Here is a 23091-nt window from a genome sequence, read left to right as displayed (position 1 = left end):
GTGTTTTTTTACGTTTCTTTGATTGGGACTCGATTTTCGTCGAACGTGAATCCTTCTCCCGTTACTTCATAGACATCATGCAACGTGATGAAGGCGTGCTGGTCGACACTTTTAACGAGCGTCTTCAAGCGATTGATTTCATTGCGAGCGACGACGACGTACAATACTTCGAGATCCCGTCCAGAGTAACCGCCTTTTGCGATTAGACGGGTCGTGCCACGATTCATCGTCGCATGAATACCGTCGGCAATCTCCGTCCGGTGATCACTGATGATCATCGCTGCTTTACCGGCATACGTGCCCTCTTGCATCCAATCGATGACGCGGGCACCGACGTAGACGGCAAGTAACGTATACATCGCTTGCTTGTAGTCGAGATACGTCAAGGATGCGACGATGACGAAGAAATCGAAGATCAAGAATGTTCGACCGATCGACCAACCGAAGTAGCGTTTCGTCAAACGCGCGATGATATCGACACCACCAGTCGTACCACCATTGTTGAAGATGATACCAAGACCAACGCCGATGAATACACCGGCAAAGAGCGCAGCAAGCACCATATCGTCACGCAGGTCGATGACGAGTGGTGAATATTTGGCAATCAATCCATACCAGAAGGAAAAACTGAATGTACCGATCAACGTGTAGACGAAGGTCGTCCGACCAAGAATTTTATAACTGACGAAAAAAAGTGGGACATTCAATACTAAGTTCGTGATCGATGGTGATAATCCGAACAGACCTTTTAGAATCAGCGTGATTCCGGTGAAACCGCCTTCTGCTAACTCATTTTGAACGTTAAAATGATAAATACCAAAAGCAAAGATGAACGATCCGACTAAAATCCAGAGGATGTTCTGGATCCGAATCGGGAATTGGAATGGAGGTGCCATTTCCGTATGCTCCTTTCAAATCAAGACTCTTTCTCTAGGGTAACGGCACGGTCGGAAAAAGACTAGCTTTTCCTATGAAAATCATTCGAAAAGTGATCAGTATGGTCATTCCGATTGATATTGCTTAGAATAGAGACGAATAGAAGACATAAAGAGAGTGTGGTTTTATCATGAAAAAAGCAATTGGGATTCTTTGTTATCCATCCGTCGGCGGGAGTGGGGTCGTCGCGACGGAGCTCGGTATGAAACTTGCGGACCGTGGACATGACGTCCACTTCATTACGTCGAGCATGCCGTTTCGCCTGACGGAATATCGACCAAACATCACGGTCCACTTGGTTGAAGTCAACCAGTATTCCGTTTTTAAATATCCACCATACGACATTACGTTAGCATCAAAAGTCGCAGAAATCATTGATTTATTCGATCTTGATGTCATCCATGCCCATTACGCCGTTCCGCACGCGGTCTGTGCAGATCTCGGACGAAACATGGCTAAGAAAAAAGGCGTCGCCGTCGTGACGACGTTACACGGAACGGACATCACGGTCATCGGGCAAGATTTAGAGATGCAACCGGCTATTCGATACGGCATCGAACGATCAGACGCGGTCACGGCCGTCTCCGAGAGTCTAGCACTTGAGACGAATGCGACGCTCAATGCACACTACGACATCGATGTCATTGCGAACTCGATTGACGAGAGTGTCTATTATCCGATGCGGGATGAACGCTTGAAGCGGCATTACGGCATCGAAGCGGACGAAGTCGTCGTCATTCATATCTCGAACTTCCGACCGGTCAAACGAATCGATGATACGCTTGCGGCGTTCGCCATTGCAGCGAAAGACCGGAAGATGCGTCTGTTGCTCGTCGGGGATGGTCCAGAGATGGGACAAACGAGACGTCGCGCAAAGGAACTCGGCATTTACGACAAAGTGATCTTTGCCGGTAAACAGGAACACGTCGCGCAATTGCTCGCCATTAGTGATATTCATGTCCTGTTGTCAGAAAAAGAAGCGTTCGGGCTCGTCGTCCTTGAGGCGATGGCAATTGGGGTCCCGAGTGTCGTCTCGACAGCAGGTGGCTTACCGGAAGTCATACAGGACGGCGTCACCGGATATATCGTTCCGACTTACGACGTTAAGGTCGCTGCGGCGCGCATCGGTGAACTTGCGGATGATCCGTTGTTACGAGAACGGATGGCAGAAGAGGGTATTCGCGATACTCGTCGTCGTTTTGATTCGAATGAGATCGTCCGTCGTTATGAACAAGTCTATGAACGGGTGTGTGCGCGTCATGAACTTGCTTGAAGGGGCGCATCATATCATTCAGACGATCGAACAAGCGGGTGGTGAGGCTTATATCGTTGGTGGTGCCGTTCGCGACATGTTACTCGACCGGACACCAGGAGACTATGATTTAGCGAGTTCGATGTTACCGGAACAGATCATCGACTTATTCCCTGTCGTCATTCCGACTGGGCTCGAGCATGGAACCGTAACGGTCGTTCTCAACCACATACCGTACGAAATCACGACGTTCCGCTCGGAAGCAACCTATAGCGATCGTAGGCGACCGGATGCGGTGACGCTTGGCGTTAGTTTGGAAGAGGATTTGACCCGGCGTGATTTTACGATCAACGCGATGGCACTCAGACCATCCGGACGTGTGGATTTGTTCGGCGGAGCGCGCGACATCGAAGAGCGAATTATCCGGACGGTCGGCGAACCAGCTGAACGTTTTAATGAAGATGCGCTTCGGATGATGCGGGCGTTCCGCTTCATGAGCCAACTGGATTTCTCGCTTGACGAGGCAACTGAACGAGCAATCGTTAAACTCGCTCCGCATCTAGAGGCCGTTGCGATTGAGCGGATCGCAATCGAGTTCGAGAAACTCTTACTTGGTCCTGGAAAACAGCAGGCGTTACAGGCGATGCTCCGGACAGGAATCGAACGCTACCTCCCCGGTATGACTTCAGAAATCGTCAAAGGACTAGCGCAGCAGTCGTTTCAGGGTGTCTCAAAAGATGCCGTCTGGACACTCGTACTCGATGCCGGTCTTGCGAAAGATCAATTGACGCGCTGGAAACGATCGAAACATCAAGTGCAGCTCGCTGTGCGTTTAACACCTCTGTTACACCGACCGTTACAAGACTGGGATCGTTATCAGTTGTCGGACGAGGAACTGATGATCCTTCAGGAAATGACCGGAACGGATTATCCAGAGCGATCAGACTTACCGATTCGCAGTCGTAAAGAGCTCTCTGTCGACGGAAAAGACATGATTGGCCTCGGTCTTCAAAAACAACAGATCAAGGAAGCACTTTTGCATTTGGAATACAGTGTCGTCACGCGTGCTTGCCCAAACGACCGCGTGACATTACTGAAGGAGGTAGAGCGATGGCGCACTCAGTCCGAGAACAAATCTTGATCGCACTTCGTCAGCGGACGTGGTACTCCGGACAGGAATTAGCAGAGACATTAAATATTTCACGTACCGCCATTTGGAAACATATGCAAACCTTAAAGGAAGAAGGATACCAGATCATCTCGAATAAAAAACTAGGCTATCAATTAGTCGATGAAGGCGATTTGCTGACGCCGATTGCCATTGAACAATGGTTAACGACAGCGCGTCTTGGTCGCCACATCCTTCATTTCGAAGAACTGGACACGACGCAGCGGATTGCACATGAGCAAGCGCAACAGCAAGCGCAGGAAGGAACACTCGTCGTATGCGATCACCAGACGAATGGACGCGGACAGCTAGGGAGGACGTGGCATGAAGCGAAAAATGAAGGCATCGCAATGAGTCTACTCGTCCGACCGGATGTACCGATGCACCAAGCAGGTCAATTAACGCTCGTAGCAGGTATTGCACTTGCCCAGTCTCTCCAAACATTCAATGTTCCGGTTACGATTAAATGGCCGAACGATATCTTGATCAACGGTCGTAAGGTGGCAGGCATTTTGACGGAAATGCAGACCGAGGCGGACCGAATCAGTTCAGTCATCATTGGCATCGGGATCAATGTGCATCACGAGCAGTTTCCGGAAGGGATCAAAGATCGTGCTACCTCGCTCGTCCGAGAATCAGGAAGAACTTTCCGACGTGCGGAGGTCGTCGCGACTTTTTTGAATCGATTTGAACGACTATACACACAGTGGCTCGAGCTAGGGTTCGGATCTTTCGTCTCCGAGTGGGAAACACTCGCAGATCGCTTACATGAACGAGTGACGTTACGGACACGTCAGATGACCGCTTCCGGAACATTGCTTGGTATTGACGAGACGGGCACGATTCGGATTGAGACGGAAACGGGGGAGACCCGTTTCCATTCGGCAGAGCTGATTTACTGGGAAAAAGAATGAGGGTTTGAATCAGACGGTTTGCAGAGAGCTTTTCCCGTCATGTATAATAAAGCCACGGATGGTATCCGCTTGCCGGAACCATACCGAATTGACAGGTGCCAGTTTTAGCTGTTTCAACTGCCTTGATCTTAACGGACAGGGACAGAAGGACGATATTCAATTATTCCGCCTTCTTTTCCGCATGCATTTATTTTGGAGAAGAAGGCGTTTTCCTTTTGTCCTCCCTACACACGTAAGGAGAGAACACGATGCACACAATGAGTCCATTACTCAAAAAACAACAAGCTGGAGAGAAGCTCGTCATGTTGACGGCGTATGATTATCCTTCAGCAAAACTATCAGAGGCAGCAGGAGTTGATATGTTGCTCGTCGGCGATTCCCTCGGGAACGTCATCCTCGGCTATGACTCAACGATTGCTGTCACGGTCGACGACATGGTTCATCATGCGCGAGCGGTACGCCGCGGCGCACCACAGACGTTCATGATCGTCGATATGCCGTTCGCAAGCTATCACGGTTCATTTGATCGCACGCTTGAATCAGCAGCGCGTATCTTCCAAGAATCGCAGGCAGATGCCTTGAAACTGGAAGGGGCAGGGGAGATTTTAAAAACGATTCGTCGTTTGACGGACGCTGGGATGCCTTGTGTCGCGCATCTCGGATTAACACCACAATCCGTCGGTGTCCTTGAAGGATTTAAAGTCCAGGGGAAATCACTAGAAGCAGCCGAACAACTGATTGCAGACAGTTTGGAAGCAGAGCGTGCCGGAGCGAAGATGCTCGTCCTCGAATGTGTACCGCATCCGCTCGCGAAACGCATTCAAGAGCTCCTCTCGATTCCGGTCATCGGCATCGGTGCTGGCGCAGACGTCGCCGGTCAAGTACTTGTTTATCATGACATCTTGACGTATGGTGTCGGTCGTTTACCGAAGTTCGTTAAAGCGTACACGGACTGGAATACTTCAGGAACGGAAGCAATCGCTGCTTACGTCAAAGACGTCAAAGCCGGTGCTTTCCCTGAACTAGCACACTCGTTCCAGATGGACGAAGAACTGATTGGTGCGCTTTATGGAGGGACCAAAGAATGAAAATCATCCAGGACGTCCAGACGTTACGCGAACGTTTAGCGGGAGCCGGTTCAATCGGTTTTGTACCGACGATGGGATTCTTGCATGAAGGGCATGCCTCTTTGCTCAAACAAGCACGACAAGAGAACGATGTCGTCGTCTTGAGTATTTTCGTCAACCCGACACAATTCGGACCAAACGAAGATTTGGATCGTTATCCACGAGACGCGGAACGCGATCAGAAGATCGCGGAGGCAGAAGGGGTCGATTATCTGTTCTATCCGACGAACGAGACGATGTATCCGCTGGATATAGCCCGTGTTACGGTCCGCTCCGGTGATGATGTCTTATGCGGCGCATCACGACCAGGACATTTTGATGGTGTGTTGACGGTCGTCAGCAAACTATTGAACGTCGTCCGTCCAACCCGTGCATATTTCGGTTTAAAGGATGCACAACAGCTCGCATTGATTGAAGCGTATGTCGCTGATTATTTTGTTCCGGTTGAGATCGTCCGTTGTCCGATCATTCGCGAAGCGGATGGTCTAGCGAAATCGTCACGCAATGTCTATCTATCGGAAACAGAGCGGACGCAAGCACCGGGCATCCAGCAGGCGTTGCAACAAGCGAAACAAGCACTCGATCAAGGGGTGCCTGTTGAAACGGTTCTCGATCGGACGCGCGAAGCACTTCAATTCGAAGGGACGACGATCGATTACGTCGAAGCCGTCGACTATCCCTCACTAAGACCCGTTACGGAACAAACGACGACGATTCTCTTAGCTGTCGCCGTGCAGTTTGCATCGGCACGCTTGATCGATAATTTACTATATACGAGAGGAGCATGACGATGTTACGCACATTCATGCACGCTAAACTACACAAAGCTCGGGTCACCGAGGCAAACTTACACTATGTTGGTTCGATTACGATCGATGAAGATTTACTCGATGCTGTCGGGATTCTTGAAAATGAAAAAGTCCAAGTGACGAATAATCAGAACGGTGCACGGATTGAAACGTATGCGATTAAAGGTGCTCGTGGTTCAGGTGTCATCTGTTTGAACGGTGCGGCAGCTCGCCATTTCCAAGTCGGAGATGAGGTCATCATCATGGCGTACGCGCAACTATCGACGGAAGAAATCGCGACACATGTTCCAAAAGTGGCTGTTCTAAATGAACAGAACGACATCAAACAAATGTTGTCTCAAGAAATCGCCCACACGATCTTATGAAATTTTAGAGACCCGATCATGTCAGCGGGTCTCTTTTTTTGTTAAGATGAAGAATGAAATGCCATCCGGTCATGGAGAGGGTGGATAAAAGGTGGAGGATCAGTGTTGAAGAAAAAGTACGTCGTAGTCGACCTGGAAACGACAGGTCATTCCATAAAGGCTGGCGATGAGATGATTGAGATCGGCATGGCGGTCATTGAAGATGGACAGTTGACAGAACAATTGTCTGCCTTCGTGCGTCCGACCCAACCGATTCCTCCGTTCATTTCCCAGTTGACGGGCATCACGGATGAGGATGTCAAAGAGGCCGAGACATTCGATGTCATCGCACCGCGTGTCTTATCATTGCTCGATGGTGGTGTCTTCGTCGCACATAATGTGCAGTTCGATTTAAACTTCTTAAACGATGCATTAGAAGAGGAAGGATACTTGCCGTACACAGGTCCTGTCATCGATACGGTCGAACTCGCACGAATCCTACTTCCGACAGCAGAAAGCCACGCGCTGTCGCATCTGTCAGAGTCATTACACCTTGCCCATCAAGAAGCGCACCGGGCAGGGAGTGACGCTTCGGCGACGGCTGAATTGTTGCTTGAGCTACTCAAACGACTACATACGTTGCCGCTTGAGACATTGAAGCACTTAAGACGTTTATCACCACGTCTGTTCAGTGCCATCGAAGAGGAAATCGACCATGCGATTCGTTTAGTCGGCATCGAGGAGGATTCACAGTTTGATCGTTTCCGTAAAATCGCTTTGAAAAAGCGCCAGACGATGGAGCGGTTGGCACATCCACCCGTTCTTGAACCGTTCGGACCATTCGTTGATGAATTAAATGCCGTGACGTTCCCTCGTCTATTCGAAGGATATGAAGAGCGACGTGGACAGCTCGAGATGATGCGTCATGTCTATCAATCGCTCGATCAAGAAACTCCGTTACTCGTCGAAGCGGGAACGGGAACCGGAAAATCGCTCGGTTACTTAGTCCCGGCAGCGCATTACGCGCTCGAACATGAAGTACCGATCGTCGTCAGTACGCACACGATTCAATTACAGGAGCAATTGTTCGCGCGTGATTTACCGCTCTTGCGTCAATTGTTCGATGCGCCGGTCCAGATTGCATTGCTTAAGGGACGAAGTAACTATATTGATTTACGGAAGTTCGAATTTTTCTTGAATGATCAAGAGGATGCCTATAACTTCACGCTCGCAAAAGCGATTCTGCTCGTCTGGTTGACGGAGACGGAAACAGGAGATTTAGAAGAAGTCAGCTTACCAGGCGGTGCAGCGCAAGGCAATATCGGCATCAAACAGTTGATCCAGTCTGATAGCCAATCGCAGCTCGGACGATTTGACCCGTGGTACAGCCGGGATTTCTTCCAACATGCGATTCGTCAAGCAAAGGATGCGACGATCATCGTCACGAACCATGCCTTGTTGTTTAGTGACCTGCAGTTCGAAGCAGGGGTCTTACCGAAAGGAAGTCCGTTGATTCTGGACGAGGCACACCAAATCGAAGAAGTCGCGAGCCATCATTTTGGTCTCGTCTTTGATGGACATACGTTTGATCGTCTGTTCCGACAACTCGGGTATTCGTCCGATAAAAAATTATTACACCGCTTGCTCGATCTGTCGGAAGAATGGGACATCGCCGAGATGGTCGAAGCCCATAGTGAGACAGTCGATGAGGCACTGACGACGTTACTCGAAGAAGCAGACGGTCTATTGATGATCATTCAAGCGTACGGGCTTGAACTGGTTTCCCGCAAAGCACGACGGGAAGGAATGGTCAGCATTCGCTTCAAGCGACTCGACCGTTCGATGCGTGCCGTCCAGGAAAGTGCCAAGCGGGTTGAATTGGTGTTGCGGCGTTTGCGTCAAGCAATCCGGGCGATTCATAAACTGTTCCATGAACACCGGGAGCAGATGAGTTATCGCGAACGTTCACTCGTCGCGGATTTAAAAGCGATCACGTCACAAATCGAAGAAGCGGAGCTCGCCATCTTCGAGACGATGCTTGCCCCGCACGATGAGACGGTATCTTGGATCGAGACGTCTGTTAAGAACCGGAAACTAACACGGGTCTACACACAACCAATCGACATTTCAGAGCGACTGCGACGGGACGTCTTTTCGAAACGGACGTGTATCCTGACGTCTGCGACGCTGACTGTCTCGAACAAGTTCCAGTTCATTGAGAACCGTTTAGGGCTCGATGCGTTTGAGACACGTCGTTTCGTCGTTCCGTCGCCGTTCGGATATGCCGATAACGTGCGATTGATGATTCCGACGGATCTCCCGCTCCTACAGGATGTACCATTGCCGGAATTCGCAGAGACGATTGCGGAAGCCATCTTACAAATCGCAGAGGTGACGGAAGGACGGATGCTCGTCTTGTTTACCTCAAATGACTTGCTACGACTGACGCATGAAGCGACGAAGCCGTTACTACCTGACCGGTTTACGTTACTCTCGCAAGGGGTCACGCAAGGTTCACGGCAACGACTGATGAAACAGTTCAAGCAACTCGACGCCTGTATCTTGTTCGGAACGGCTAGCTTTTGGGAAGGGGTCGATATTCCGGGAGATGATCTCAGTTGTCTCGTCATCGTCCGGCTACCGTTCGCGCCACCGGACCAACCGATCGTCCAGGCACGCTCGGAAAGAATCGAAAAACTCGGGAAATCATCATTTTTCGAATACAGCTTACCGCAAGCGATCATTCGCTTTAAACAAGGCTTTGGACGCTTGATCCGGACGACGAACGACCGAGGTGTCGTCTTCGTACTTGATCGCCGGATTGAGACGACGCGTTATGGAAAACGGTTCGTCACGAGTCTGCCGAAAGTACCTGTTTTATCAAAACCGCTTGATGAACTGACGGCAGAACTAGAATTGTTCTTGAATGATGGCGATTAAGTCTATTCAGATAAACCCTATCGCATTATAATAGATAGAGAAAAATGAGGGAGGACATACAGATGGATTCAAAAATTGAAACACTTGCGACTGTCAAAGTGAACCGCCATGACGATACGTATAAAATCGTCGACTTGTTGAATCGGACACTGAAAACGGAAGATTTAATGTTCGGTCTTGCTCTCGATGAAAAAGACAAGGAGCAGATGGTCTTTACCATCTACCGCACATGAAGTGGAAAATCACGCTTGGTCTGCTAAGTGCACTCATCCTTTTGACTGTACTTGGCACCGCCGTTTATCAGGTGACGATCGCTGAGGCAAAAGACCGGGAACAGAGCGTCGCCGAACAAGCAGAGGCGCGTCTGAAAAAAGAACTCAAACCAACGGACGTCCGGTTCGAATCAGTCTTTAACGGGAAACGTCAATATGTCGTTTTTACGATGAAGCAGAACGAACAGGCGGTACGGGCGTTCGTTCCGAAAAAAGGAACGATTGAGACACGACCAGTTGCTGATGGTATTGCCATCAAGACGGTCATCGCGGATCATCCGGAACTAGGAGACATCGTGTCTGCTAAGTACGGCTTTGAGGATCGTGCCGTCATCGAGATCGTTTCAAAGACGACGACAGGCTATGATTATTCGTATTACACGTATCAAGAAGGTTCTTTCATCAAACGATTACGAATCAAGTAAAGGGAGTGGGCGACATGTTATCGAAACGCGTACGACAATTGACACCATCTACGACGCTAGCCATCACAGCGAAAGCCAAGGCACTACGTGAAGAAGGTCAAGACATCATCGGTTTAGGTGCGGGAGAGCCCGACTTCAATACACCGGAATTCATCATCCAAGCAGCATTCGAGGCAGCAGAAGCGGGCGATACGAAGTATACGCCGTCTGGCGGAACGGTTGCCTTGAAAGATGCAATCATTGAAAAGACACGCCGTGACTTATGGATGCCATACGAACGCTCAGAAGTCATGGTCGCTTCAGGAGCAAAGCATGCACTATCAACATTGTTCCAAGCGATTCTCGATCCAGGCGATGAAGTCATCGTCCCAGCACCATACTGGGTCAGTTATCCAGAGCAAATTAAACTCAGTGACGGCGTACCGGTCATTTTAGAAACGGACGAATCGTCTCGCTTCAAAGTGACACGGGAATTGCTCGAGCAACACATTACCCCAAAAACGAAAGCACTCGTTTTGAACTCACCATCGAATCCGACAGGAATGGTCTATTCGAAAGAAGAGCTCGAGATGGTAGCAGATGTTGCGATCAAGCACGATCTACTCGTCATCAGTGACGAGATTTATGAAAAGTTGCTCTATAACGGTGCGACACATATTTCGATCGCGTCCTTGCCAGAGATGCGCGAACGGACGGTCATCATCAATGGTGTCTCGAAGTCCCATGCGATGACAGGCTGGCGGATCGGGTATGCAATTGGACCGAAGGAGATCATCTCTGCGATGACGAACTTAGCGAGCCATTCGACGTCGAACCCGACATCGATTGCGCAAGCAGCATCGGTTGCTGCGTATGCTGAAGGTGATGCACCGGTCGAAGCGATGCGTGTCATCTTTGAAGAACGACTTGAAAAAATCTATGCACGACTCATCGAGATCGAAGGATTAACGTGTCTGAAGCCAGAAGGGGCATTCTACTTGTTCCCACATGCAAAGCAAGCTGCCGAGATGTGTGGATTCGATAATGTCGATGACTGGTGTACAGCTGTTTTATCTGAAGCGAAGGTCGCCTTGATTCCAGGTTCAGGATTTGGTGCACCGGACTATGTCCGCCTATCTTACGCGACGGATCCGGCACGTGTCCTAGAGGCACTCGACCGGATTGAAGGATTCATCACGGCACATACAGCCGTTTAATAGAGAGAGGATGTTGACTGTTGAAAGCAATGATTCGGGATGTAAACAAATATGTAGGAGAAGAAGTGACGATCGGGTGTTGGTTAGCAAACAAACGCTCAAGCGGTAAAATCGCATTTCTCCAACTTCGGGATGGCTCTGGATTCATGCAAGGTGTCGTCGTCAAAGAAACGGTCGGCGAAGACTTATTCAAACAAGCAAAAGGCTTAACGCAGGAATCATCACTATGGGTGACCGGTGTCATCAAATCAGATGGCGGTCGGACAGCAATCGGTCATGAAATGGAAATTTCAAAAATCGAAGTCATCCATGAAGCGATCGATTATCCGATCACACCGAAAGCACACGGAACGGACTTCTTGATGGATAACCGTCACCTCTGGTTGCGTTCAAAGCGCCAGCATGCGGTCATGGTCGTTCGGAACGAATTGATTCGTGCGACGTACGAATTCTTTAACCAAGAAGGATTCATCAAAGTGGATCCGCCAATCTTGACAGGTAGCGCACCAGAAGGAACAACAGAATTGTTCCACACGAAATATTTCGATGAAGATGCGTACCTTTCACAATCTGGTCAGCTTTACATGGAAGCGGCAGCAATGGCACTTGGAAAGGTCTTCTCGTTCGGTCCAACGTTCCGTGCTGAAAAATCAAAAACACGTCGTCACTTGATCGAATTCTGGATGATGGAGCCTGAGATGGCATTCCACGATCACGAGATGAACCTCGAAGTCCAAGAAAACTATGTTTCACACCTTGTGCAATCAGCACTGAAAAACTGTCGTGCGGAACTTGAGTTGCTTGGACGTGACTTGACGGTCCTTGAAAACATTAAAGCACCGTTCCCGCGCGTCAAGTACACAGAAGCAATCGATATGCTCAAGGAGCAAGGATTCGACGATATCGAATTCGGTGATGACTTTGGTGCACCACACGAGACAGCAATCGCAAACAGCTTCGCACGTCCTGTCTTCATCACGCACTGGCCAAAAGCAATCAAACCGTTCTACATGAAAGAAGATCCGGAAAACCCAGACTTCGTCTTGTGTGATGATTTGATTGCCCCTGAAGGATACGGGGAAATCGTCGGTGGTTCACAACGTGAAGAAGATCATGAAAAACTCCTCGCTGAGATGAAGAAACATGGTCTTGACGAGACAGGTGCTTATAAATGGTATCTCGAAACACGCCAATACGGTTCTGTTCCACACAGTGGCTTCGGTCTTGGTTTAGAGCGGACAGTCGCTTGGATCACAGGTGTCGAGCACGTTCGGGAAACAATTCCGTTCCCACGTTTGCTAAACCGCCTCTATCCATAAGCAGTAAGGAAAAACATCGACCCATCGTCTCGACGGGTCGATTTCTTGTTTAGACTAGAGAATCGAGGAAATACGATGAATCATAATTTAGTGCAATTATTCGAGGAAGGGACGGTCGTCTTACCGAAACGATTGTTCACCGAAGCAAAACGGTTAGGCATCAGTTTTGTCGAGTTCACGTTAATTGGTCAATTGTTTGCTTGCCGGGCAGAGGGCATGGAGATGCCGTCACCGGAAGAGTTAAGTAATCGACTTGGACTATCCGAGACGGAAACGATCGAGACGACACTCGGTTTATTACAAAAAGGATTACTGGCAATGGAGAACGTCAACGGGTCTGAACGTTATTCGCTTGTTCCGCTTTACGAAAAGCTGATGGCACCACCGGAACAGGAAGCACCGAACTTTGATACGATCAATCCGTCCGTCTTCCAACAATTCGAGCGTGAACTCGGGATGATGTCACCGTTTCAGATGGAGCAGATCATTCAGTGGTTGACGATCGAGAACATTTCGGAAGAGCTAGTACTTGCCGCACTTCGAGAAGCGGTCTATCATAATGTCCGCAAAATGACCTATATCAATCAAATTTTACGGACGTGGGAACGTGAAGGGATCAAGACGCTTGAGGATCTCGCAGGGCGGGGAGGTTAAGGAAATGTTACGAAAGGCAGAAATCGATCGGATTGAAGCAACGTTAGAAGAGATGTTTCCAGATGCATTTTGTGAGTTGATTCATCGCAACCCGTTTGAACTGGTCGTAGCGGTCGCACTCAGTGCACAAGCGACCGACGTACTTGTCAATCAAGTGACGCCTGGGTTGTTCGCAGCGTATCCGGATCCTGCGTCGCTTGCTGCGGCACCCGTCGAGGAAATCGAGGACAAAATCAAACGACTTGGATTGTACCGGAATAAAGCCAAAAACATCAAGGCGCTTGCGGCACAACTCCTTGCGCAACACGACGGAGAAGTCCCGACGGAACGCGCCGGGCTCGAAGCCTTACCTGGCGTAGGACGCAAGACGGCGAATGTCGTCTTATCTGTCGCCTTTGATGTACCGGCCTTTGCGGTCGATACACATGTCGAACGTGTCTCGAAACGCCTCGGGATCTGTCGCTGGAAGGATAATGTCACGCAGGTCGAAGCAACACTGATGCGTCGTTTCAAACGGGAGCGTTGGTCAAAGCTCCATCATCAATTCATCTTCTTTGGACGGTATCACTGCAAGGCGCAACGTCCGAACTGTGAAGCGTGCCCGTTACTCGACATGTGTCGAGAGGGGAAAAAGCGGACAAAAGGAATAGCTACACCCTAAAAGGGATAGACTCAAAAAAGAATGACTCGTCACACGCAACTCCTACAGGAAAAGCGCATTTTGCGCTGTTAGAGACAAACAAGACCTGAGGAAAGAGCGTGAAAAGACGAGTCATTCTTTTCTATTAGATAAGGGTGACAGATCATTCTGCCACCCTTATCTTTGTAGAGACTAATTTTTGAGTCATTACCCATTCCAAGGAGTATCGGACCATTCACGACGCTTTTTCGTGATCGGTACTTTTTTGAATCCCCAGTTTCGGAAATCTTGGTCCGGACTATCGCGTCGAATGTAAATCTTATCTTTGATGGCTTTAAAAATACGGTTTTCGTCCCCATAATGGACAAACCGTGGTTTTACCTCGATGACACCACGACGGACGCGAGATAAAGGTAAGCAGACCAAGTCGGCAATCTCAAGACCAGATTGGTAGAGGCCGCTGTCTTTTTCAGCAAAGATGAAGCCTTTGATTTTTTGACGGCTTTTTTCGACGTCGAGATGGACCGTTCCCGAATTGAAGATATCGAAGAACGCTTTTTGAATGAGCAAGTTTTGATAATCATCACGGCTTTCAAGAACGACACGCGCACTCGTTGCTTCTGTCTCATCGAGGAAGGAATAAAACGACTTCATCAGATGGGCGAAGGCAACGACATACGGATCCTTCGGTGTCGAGAAGAAGTCTTGTAGCTTCTGTTTATCGACTTCGACGCTGACGATCGTACAATCGATATCAACTAAAAATTCCGGCAAGGCGATCCAGAAATGACGTAACATATCGATCGTGATGCCATCTTCTTTACCATAAGGATGCTCAGCTTTTAAAATTTCCTTCAGATGAAGGGGAATATGCGGATCTTCAAAAACTTTTGCCTTAAAATCCATCAAACGTTGACGAAGCGGACTTGGTTCACCGGTCTCGTCTGAATCGATGGCATATTTATATTCCATCAAGACACCCGTTAAATTGAATTGTGTATTACCCTTCGGTGTCCCAGTTTCGTCGACGAACATGATGTATTTCTTCGGGGCAGGGGTCGAATTCTTAGGAAATCCTTTGACGTCAACGCCTTTGACGTTCGATTGTACCCGTTTGTTCAAATGAATCTCCTCCAATTGCACAATAATTACACAGTCTTTTCGAAAGAAATGCTCTTGATGCCACTTTACACGCTAGGCGGCTGAAAAGCCATAGCCTGATAAGTGAAACCGTAGAAACATTCTCTCGTATGATTAGGTGTTCGACTTAAGGAAGATAATTCCTGTTTTTAAATTGTTATTCTTCACCATTCATTAAGCGATCGATATAACGAACGGATTTAATCGTTTCATTGAAGCGTTTCAGACTCGTTTTCGGCTGAAATGCTTGGACGGAAATTTGCTTCAGTTGATCAACGGCGCTTTCGACCATGCTAGGTCGTAAGTAAGGACTATCTTGGGCATTCGTTTGCCACTGTGCAATCAGTTGATCCGCTCGTTCAACGAACGGTACGACGTCTCGATTGAAGTCATATTCGGTTCCGGAACGTCCTTCTTGATAAATACGTTCAATCTCTTGTAATAACGGTTCAATTGTCATTTGTTTTTAACTACTCCTCTCGGCCGATACGGTACAATCACATATCATGGTACAATAAACGCGATAGGAGGGGAATCGTTTTGAATTACCCGAATGGGAAAAAATTTCAAAAGCCACTCGAGTCGCATGGAACCCGAATCAAGAAGGCGCGATCAACCGATTCCACCTTTTCGAATCGAGGGATGACGCTCGAAAAATTATTGAATGAAAGTAATACGTTTTACCTGACTCATAATCGGGCAATCATTCACAAGAAACCCACTCCGTTACAAATCGTCCAAGTTGATTATCCGAAACGGTCGGCAGCGGTCGTCAAGGAAGCCTATTTCAAGCAACCGTCGACGACGGACTATAACGGTGTTTATCGCGGAAAATATATTGATTTCGAAGCGAAGGAGACGACGAATAAAACGTCCTTCCCGATAAAAAATTTTCACCCCCATCAAATCGCACACATGCGTCAATGTGTCGAACATGGAGGAATTTGTTTTGTCATCATTCGTTTCAGTCTGTATAATGTGCAATATGTGCTTTCAGTCGAGCACGTGTTCCCCTGGTGGGATCAGCTAGAAAGCGGACGAAAATCAATTCCGCTGACGGTCATTGAACGAGACGGTATCAAAGTCGAGACTGGCGCGTACCCTGCCATCGATTATTTAAAGGCAGTGGACGAACTATATTTCAATTCAGACACTTTTTGATTGAAGGAGAAGGATAGCATATGGAAAGAAGTCGTGTCGCACGTCGTGAAGAGACGAAGTCATCTGAGAAAAAGATGAAACGGACGAAACGTCCCCAAAAGAAAAAGTCAGGTGGAGGTTCCGGTGGGAAAGGTCCACTTTGGAAAAAGTTATTGCTGATCGCTACCGGATTATTCATCGTCATGATGTTAGTCGGAGGTGGATTTGCCGCTTACGCGATTGCTACGGCACCTGAGCTCGATGAGACAGAACTTCGAGATGCTTTGCCACTGAAAATCTATGCGAGCAATAAGGAAGAGATTACGAAAGGCGGAACGAGTCGAGAATACGTGTCAATCGATGAAGTACCGGAAGTCGTTAAAGACGCATTCATCTCGATCGAGGACCGTCGTTTCTATCAGCACAACGGAATCGATTTCCGTCGTCTGGGCGGAGCCATCATCGCGAACGTGACGGATGGTTTCGGATCGGAAGGAGCGTCGACGATCACACAACAGGTCGTCAAACAATCATTCCTTAGCTTCGATAAAACGGTCACGCGGAAAGTCCAAGAACAATGGCTCGCAATCCGATTAGAGCAGGACTATACAAAAGATCAAATTTTAGAGATGTACTTGAACAAAAACTACTATGGTCAAAACTCGTTTGGGATTCAGACGGCTTCAAAAGCTTACTTCAACAAATCAGTTGATAAGTTGAATTATGCGGAAGCCGCGATGCTCGCAGGACTGCCGCAACGTCCGACCGCATACGATCCAATTAAAGGAGATCCAAAACTGACGAAATGGCGCCAGACACAAGTTCTCGATGCGATGTTGACGACAGGCGTCATCTCACAAGCGCAACGAGACAAGGCAGTCAAACAACCGATCTCAAAATTAATCAATCCGGCGCCAAAGTCGACGAAGGATGAATCGTACGACAGCGTCATCTTCGATATGGTATCAAAAGAGTTAGAAGATGATTTTGGTTTAGAAGGAAAAGACATCTACGGTCAAGGGTTGAAGATCTATACTTCGATCGATAAACCGATGCACGACTATATGAATGAAGCGATCAAGAAAGACCAAATCGTTCAGTTACCGGAATATGCGGAAACAGCTGCGACAGCGGTCAACACGCAAACTGGAGAAATCCTTGCGGTCGTTGATGGTAAAAATCCAGGTAAAGGCACAGCGCGACGAAACTTTGCGAATGAACCGCATCAACCGGGATCGTCCGCAAAACCATTCTTCGCTTACGGACCAGCGATCGAAAATGATAAGTGGTCGACTGCGAAACAATTGACGGATAAACCGACAGAAGTCAACGGAAAAGAGATTGGTAACTATTACGATGGATACCGTGGCACGAATACGATCCGCCACTGGTTAAAAATTTCGGCAAACACACCGGCCATCCAAACGTATCAAGAAATCGGCGGTGATTCAGTTGAGGCGTTCGCTGAAAAATCTGGCTTAAAGATGAAAGACGATGAGTCGATTTCGCCTGCGTATGCGATTGGTGGGATGAAACACGGTTTCAATACGACACAGATGGCAGGAGCGTATGCCACACTTGGTAATGGTGGCGATTATATCAAGCCACACGTCATCAAATCGATTGAGTATAGTGATGGATCGAAAATCAAATCACCAATCAAATCGAAAAAGGCAATGGAAGACTATACAGCGTATATGTTGACGGACATGTTGCGTGACGTCTTAAAACCAGGTGGTACGTTCCCGAGTGCTGGATTGTCATTTGATGCAGCCGGTAAGACAGGAACGACGAATGCCTATAAAGATGTCTGGTTCGCAGGATATACATCGGATGTCTCAATCAGTGTCTGGACTGGGACGACGAAATCCGGAAACAACAATGGAGCCGGACTTAGCGGTCCGTACAACAGTACGATGGCACAGCAAATCTGGAAAGACTTCATCACGAAGACACGTGATCGTACGCCAGCACCATTTGAACAACCTAGTTCTGTCCTCAGTATCGGAAACGAATTGTACGTGAAAGGGACGAAGGAACCTGTCGTTGAAAAAAAGACGGTACCCGCTCCGACTGGATTACAAGCATCTTACGATGAAGACACAAAGAGCGGTGAACTGACTTGGAACTATAACGATGCTGCGCTTCGTGCCAATGGGTATGACGATGTATCGTTTGAAGTGACGATGACAGATGCTGACGGTGAATCATCAACGATAGGTACGAGCACGACGAATCGAATTGCCATCAATGGTTTGAAACCAGGACGGTCAACGTTCCAAGTCGTAGCGAAAGCGTCTGGAGAGGAATCAGGTCCGGTCTCGACGACGGTAACGGTTACCGATCCTGAAGCAGAAGAACCGACGACGGATGAACCATCGACGGATGAACCAACGACGGATGAACCGGCGACGGACGAACCATCGACAGATGAACCGACAACGGATGAACCGGCAACGGACGAGCCGACGACGGATGAACCAACGACGGACGAACCAGCGACGGATGAACCAACAACGGACGAACCGACAACGGATGAACCGGCAACGGACGAGCCAACGACGGACGAACCAGCAACAGATGCACCGAATTCGAATGATGGAGCAAACGCGCAAAATAATTCGAATGGTTCGACGGAACGAAACAACAATCCGAATAACAGTGGAGATGACTCTGAAGATTAATAAAGGAGCGTCACTTGTAAAGTAGACAAGACCAAAGACGAGTAGTTCGTTCTTTGGTCTTGCCTCTTTTTTTGTATAATGAGAAGTGGAAGGAAGTGAAGGCATGCAAGCGAAACAAACGCTCGTTGCATTTCTCGAAGAATTGAAACAGGACCGCTCGTTCATGGAGCGGATTACGTATATGAAAACGATGGAAGCGACAGCTGGGCGCTATGTCGATTTTCCAGAACGACTCCCGGAGCGTTTACGACAAGCCCTTCGCACACGTGGGATCACGCAATTGTACCGTCACCAAGGGTTAGCGTTTGAACGTGTACAAGCGGGAGAATCGACGGTCATCGTCACACCGACTGCCTCCGGAAAGACCTATTGTTTTAACTTACCGGTCTTATCGCACCTGCTCGAGCATCCGAATGCGCGGGCATTGTATCTCTATCCGACAAAGGCCCTCGCACAGGATCAAAATAGTGAATTACTTGAACTGATCGATCAATTAGAGGCACCGATCCGATGTTTTACCTATGACGGAGATACGTCACCGACGATTCGAACAAAAGTACGAAAAGCTGGTAATATCGTCATCACGAATCCGGATATGCTACATTCAGGCATCCTACCACACCATACGAAATGGATCGAACTGTTCGAGAACTTAAAGTATATCGTCATCGATGAGCTTCACACATATCGTGGTGTGTTTGGTAGTCATGTCGCCAATGTCATTCGTCGCCTGCGACGGATTTGTCGGTATTATGGTAGTGATCCCGTCTTCATCATGACGAGTGCGACGATTGCTAATCCGCAGGAACTAGCCGAACGCCTGACGGAAAAAACAGTCGGTTTGATTGATGACAACGGTGCGCCGACTGGTAGAAAACATTTTCTCGTCTATCAACCACCGATCGTCAACGCACAACTCGGCATTCGACGTTCAGCGACGCTTGAGACGAAACAACTGGCGATGCGCTTCATCAAGAAAAAGTTCCAAACGATTGTCTTTGCACGGTCACGCGTTCGCGTTGAAGTCTTACTGACGTATCTACGAAGCATCTATCCGCATGAGCTCGGTCCGCGATCGATCGAAGGGTACCGGGGCGGTTATTTACCGAGTGAGCGTCGCGATATCGAACGACGGTTACGTCAAGGAGAGATCACCGGTATCGTCTCGACGAACGCTCTCGAACTTGGTGTCGACATCGGTCAACTGCAAGTCTGTATCATGAATGGTTATCCGGGAACGATTGCTTCGCTTTGGCAACAAGCAGGACGCGCGGGACGTCGACAAGATGATGCGTTAATCATTCTTGTCGCTTCTTCCGGTATGCTCGATCAATATGTCGCAGAACGACCAGAGTTGTTCTTGAATCAATCCCCGGAAGCAGCCCGACTTGATCCAGATAATCTGATCATTGCCGTCGATCACGTCAAATGTGCAGCGTTTGAACTGCCTTTTACGAAAGGAGAATCATTTGGAACGCTCGAGACGGAAGATATCCTCGAATACTTAGTCGAAGAGCGTGTCCTGCACGAACGTAGCGATCGATTTTATTGGATGAACGATGCGTTTCCAGCTCATGGAATATCGCTTCGGTCGAGTGATCAAGAGAACGTCATCATCGTCGATCAGACCGAGGTACCGAATCGAGTCATCGGTGAAATGGACACCTTTAGTGCGATGACGTTGTTACATGACGAGGCCATTTATCTTCACGGAGCTGATCAATACCAAGTTGAGCATTTGGATTTTGAAGAGAAAAAAGCGTTCGTCCGTGCCGTGGACGTCGATTATTATACGGATGCTAATTTTTCAGTCGATCTTTCCGTGCTCGAAGAAGATGAACAGTATGCAGAGGGAGAATATAGTGTTGCGCGCGGTGATGTCAGCGTCCGGGGGATGGCGACGATGTTTAAGAAGATTAAGTTCGGTACGCATGAGAACATCGGGTCAGGTCCAATTCACTTACCGGAACGAGAAATTCATACGACAGGTGTCTGGTTCACGTTACCCGATCACGCACGCTCTTCGACAGAGCTCGAACAAGTATTAGAAGGGATTGCGAATAGTCTCAGACGTGTCGCGCCGCTTTATTTGATGTGTGATGCCAGTGATGTCTTCGTCGTGCCACAAGTCAAGGCGACACACACGCAACAGCCGACTGTTTATCTATATGATCGTTATCCTGGAGGTGTCGGTCTCGCGGAGTCGATTTATAAGCAACGCGGTGTCATGTTGCGTGCCGCCCGTGATTCGATCGTCACATGCCCGTGTCAGGACGGTTGTCCTGCTTGTATCGGTATGGTTGGCGTAGCAGACGAAAAAGAACGAACGATTCAGTTGTTAGCAGAAATGGAGAAGGAACTATCATGAAAAATCGTCTTAGACGTATGCTGAAATCTACATCAGACGCCGCACCGGAGGATCAAGTGTCTTCCGCTCCTGAAGTGGAGACGCTGAAAACACCAATCGGGTGGACTGACGAACAGCAAGCCTGGATTGATCGTGGGGCCGATATCTTGACGTTCGAAGAAGAGTGGATTGTCAGGATCGACAAGCGATATGCATTAACAGATCGACATGGAGACCGAAGCTTTGCTGAAGTGTATGAGTCCTTACAATTGCCGCATCCGCCGCTTGCGTTAGATGTCCCGCTCGAGCAAGTCATTTTCTTTGATACAGAGACGACAGGATTACGAGGAACCGGAACGACGATCTTTTTACTCGGGTTCGCGCGCTTTGAGCAGGGCGGATTGCTGATGCGACAATATTTCTTACCGCATCCGCACTTTGAAGCTGCCTTTTACCATCACTTCCTGCACGATATCGGAGATGATGTCCGCTTTGTGACCTATAACGGGAAAAGTTTTGATTGGCCGCAAATCAAGACACGTCATGTCTTCGTTCGGGAACGTGTTCCGCGTTTGCCGAAAGTCGGTCATCTCGATTTACTTCATGTCGCGCGACGAATCTTTAAAGGAATGTATGATTCCTATCGATTGACAGCGATGGAAGAGCGAATCGGATTTGAACGGGAAGGGGATTTACCTGGATTTTTGGCACCGATGCATTACTTTCAGTACGTCGAACACCAGCATCCGGATATCATGACAGGGGTCTTGCAACATCATCTGGATGATTGTCTGACGCTTGTCGGACTCTATGATGCGTGCAACCGACTCGTCACACATCGAGCAGAGGCGCCTTCCCCGATTCAAGAAAACATCGCGATTTGGCTGGCAGATCTCGGAATTCATGAAGGATCACACGCTCATTTTCAACAAGTCAAAGAACTATCAGCAGATGGATGGTTGCGCCAAGGATATTTGCATAAAAAAATGAAGAACCATGAACAAGCTCGAGAGTGTTTCTTGAAGAGCGACAGTTATTTAGGGTATGTTGAGCTTGCGAAGTGGGCAGAGCACATTGCAAAAGATCCAGTGCTTGCTTATGATTATACGGAACGAGCACGACAACACGTCGAGCGACATCATTGGTTGATTACTAAAAAAGAACGAATCTTAGCAGAGCTGGATCATCGAGGACGTCGGTTGAAAAGGAAGTGTGACGTGTGAAAGTTGTCGCCATCACAGGATACAAACCCAATGAACTAGGTATCTTTGATCAAAAACACCCTGGTATCCGGGTATTAAAGGCAGCATATCGTGAGCGAATGATTCGCTTAATTGAGGATCGAGGCACAGAGTGGTTTATCACGAATGCCTCACCGGGTTGCGAAATCTGGGCATGCGAGGTCGTGCTTGAATTAAAGGAAGAGTATCCCCATATTCGTCTCGGTATTCTTTTGCCTTTCTTGGAACAGGAAGCACGCTGGAAAGAGCCAGTTCAAGCGCAGTACCTTTCCATTCTTGAACAAGCTGACTTCGTCGAAGCAATCAGCCAGAAACCGTATACGGATCCATCGCAGTTACGTAATAAAACCGAGTTTATGATTCAAAAAAGCCAAGGATTATTGTCGGTTTTTGATGAAGAACATGGAGGATCAGCGAAATTTTTAGTAGAGCGTGCTAGAATAGAAATGGAACAATCCGATTATCAGTTGTTTTTAATTACACAAGATGATTTATCTTGGCTCGAACAAGAATTACAATACAATGATCAGTGGGAGTGAAGAG

The 23091-nt window shown here is 48.3% G+C and carries 21 protein-coding genes; 18 read left to right on the top strand and 3 right to left on the bottom strand.

The features are described 5' to 3' along the window. Positions 1-8 precede the first annotated feature (8 nt). On the bottom strand, positions 9-896 hold the full coding sequence (locus B4C70_RS04850) for a YitT family protein (RefSeq protein WP_035396836.1): 888 nt from the start codon (positions 894-896) through the stop codon (positions 9-11). Between the two features lie 170 nt (positions 897-1066). On the opposite strand from B4C70_RS04850, the gene bshA reads away from it, so the two are divergent. The 13 genes from bshA (at position 1067) to nth (ending at position 14017) form a co-directional block, all read left to right on the top strand. Next, positions 1067-2209 carry an N-acetyl-alpha-D-glucosaminyl L-malate synthase BshA gene (gene bshA / locus B4C70_RS04845; protein ID WP_214854417.1) on the top strand — a complete coding sequence of 381 codons (1143 nt, stop codon included), beginning with the start codon at positions 1067-1069 and terminating at the stop codon, positions 2207-2209. Continuing rightward, a complete protein-coding gene (locus tag B4C70_RS04840) occupies positions 2196-3329 on the top strand; it encodes a CCA tRNA nucleotidyltransferase (protein WP_251137855.1) in 1134 nt (377 codons plus the stop codon). Before bshA ends, B4C70_RS04840 begins: the two co-directional genes overlap by 14 nt. Beyond that, entirely contained in the window at positions 3299-4270 is a 972-nt protein-coding gene (locus tag B4C70_RS04835) for a biotin--[acetyl-CoA-carboxylase] ligase (RefSeq protein WP_214854414.1), read from the top strand. The genes B4C70_RS04840 and B4C70_RS04835 overlap by 31 nt, the downstream gene beginning before the upstream one ends. Positions 4271-4518: 248 nt before the next feature. Continuing rightward, positions 4519-5358 (top strand): 3-methyl-2-oxobutanoate hydroxymethyltransferase, encoded by an 840-nt coding sequence (panB, locus tag B4C70_RS04830; protein WP_214854411.1) that lies wholly within the window; start codon positions 4519-4521, stop codon positions 5356-5358. Further along, entirely contained in the window at positions 5355-6185 is an 831-nt protein-coding gene (gene panC, locus B4C70_RS04825; RefSeq protein WP_290777282.1) for a pantoate--beta-alanine ligase, read from the top strand. Before panB ends, panC begins: the two co-directional genes overlap by 4 nt. A 2-nt stretch (positions 6186-6187) precedes the next feature. Beyond that, complete coding sequence (panD, locus tag B4C70_RS04820) at positions 6188-6571, top strand: aspartate 1-decarboxylase (RefSeq protein ID WP_029341994.1); 384 nt, start codon at positions 6188-6190, stop codon at positions 6569-6571. Positions 6572-6676: 105 nt separating this feature from the next. Next, complete coding sequence (dinG, locus tag B4C70_RS04815) at positions 6677-9490, top strand: ATP-dependent DNA helicase DinG (RefSeq protein WP_290777279.1); 2814 nt, start codon at positions 6677-6679, stop codon at positions 9488-9490. A 62-nt stretch (positions 9491-9552) separates the two neighbouring features. Next, positions 9553-9723 (top strand): YpmA family protein, encoded by a 171-nt coding sequence (locus B4C70_RS04810; protein ID WP_012370646.1) that lies wholly within the window; start codon positions 9553-9555, stop codon positions 9721-9723. Then, positions 9720-10187: a hypothetical protein gene (locus tag B4C70_RS04805; RefSeq protein ID WP_075642522.1), complete on the top strand. Its 468-nt coding sequence runs from the start codon at positions 9720-9722 to the stop codon at positions 10185-10187. Before B4C70_RS04810 ends, B4C70_RS04805 begins: the two co-directional genes overlap by 4 nt. 14 nt (positions 10188-10201) lie before the next feature. Next, the gene (locus tag B4C70_RS04800; RefSeq protein WP_214854399.1) at positions 10202-11383 is read left to right on the top strand and encodes a pyridoxal phosphate-dependent aminotransferase; all 1182 of its coding nucleotides are present in this window, start codon (positions 10202-10204) and stop codon (positions 11381-11383) included. 29 nt (positions 11384-11412) lie between these two features. Next, positions 11413-12702, top strand: a complete 1290-nt coding sequence (asnS, locus tag B4C70_RS04795) for an asparagine--tRNA ligase (protein WP_174316766.1) — start codon at positions 11413-11415, stop codon at positions 12700-12702. 75 nt (positions 12703-12777) lie between these two features. Further along, positions 12778-13356 carry a DnaD domain-containing protein gene (locus tag B4C70_RS04790; RefSeq protein WP_023468616.1) on the top strand — a complete coding sequence of 193 codons (579 nt, stop codon included), beginning with the start codon at positions 12778-12780 and terminating at the stop codon, positions 13354-13356. A gap of 4 nt (positions 13357-13360) precedes the next feature. Continuing rightward, positions 13361-14017, top strand: coding sequence for an endonuclease III (gene nth / locus B4C70_RS04785; protein WP_058704905.1), 657 nt, complete (start codon positions 13361-13363; stop codon positions 14015-14017). Between the two features lie 186 nt (positions 14018-14203). Here the strand turns inward: nth and B4C70_RS04780 are convergent, their stop codons facing one another. Beyond that, positions 14204-15118: a DUF3800 domain-containing protein gene (locus tag B4C70_RS04780; protein ID WP_290777277.1), complete on the bottom strand. Its 915-nt coding sequence runs from the start codon at positions 15116-15118 to the stop codon at positions 14204-14206. 175 nt (positions 15119-15293) lie between these two features. Beyond that, positions 15294-15596, bottom strand: coding sequence for a DUF1798 family protein (locus B4C70_RS04775; RefSeq protein ID WP_290777276.1), 303 nt, complete (start codon positions 15594-15596; stop codon positions 15294-15296). A gap of 74 nt (positions 15597-15670) precedes the next feature. On the opposite strand from B4C70_RS04775, the gene recU reads away from it, so the two are divergent. From recU to B4C70_RS04750, 5 genes are all read left to right on the top strand, one after another. Next, a complete protein-coding gene (gene recU / locus B4C70_RS04770) occupies positions 15671-16297 on the top strand; it encodes a Holliday junction resolvase RecU (protein ID WP_035396916.1) in 627 nt (208 codons plus the stop codon). Between the two features lie 20 nt (positions 16298-16317). After that, on the top strand, positions 16318-18960 hold the full coding sequence (locus B4C70_RS04765; RefSeq protein ID WP_290777274.1) for a PBP1A family penicillin-binding protein: 2643 nt from the start codon (positions 16318-16320) through the stop codon (positions 18958-18960). Positions 18961-19063: 103 nt separating this feature from the next. After that, positions 19064-21328, top strand: a complete 2265-nt coding sequence (locus tag B4C70_RS04760; protein ID WP_290777272.1) for a DEAD/DEAH box helicase — start codon at positions 19064-19066, stop codon at positions 21326-21328. Further along, a complete protein-coding gene (locus B4C70_RS04755) occupies positions 21325-22530 on the top strand; it encodes a ribonuclease H-like domain-containing protein (protein ID WP_290777270.1) in 1206 nt (401 codons plus the stop codon). Before B4C70_RS04760 ends, B4C70_RS04755 begins: the two co-directional genes overlap by 4 nt. Further along, positions 22527-23087, top strand: coding sequence for an SLOG family protein (locus B4C70_RS04750; protein WP_023468608.1), 561 nt, complete (start codon positions 22527-22529; stop codon positions 23085-23087). Before B4C70_RS04755 ends, B4C70_RS04750 begins: the two co-directional genes overlap by 4 nt. The last annotated feature ends 4 nt before the right edge of the window (positions 23088-23091 follow it).

This window comes from Exiguobacterium sp. UBA5002 (assembly GCF_002396765.1).
GTDB lineage: Bacteria > Bacillota > Bacilli > Exiguobacteriales > Exiguobacteriaceae > Exiguobacterium_A.
Note: the sequence above shows the minus strand (reverse complement) of the source record. Positions and strands in the feature narration are given on the sequence as shown.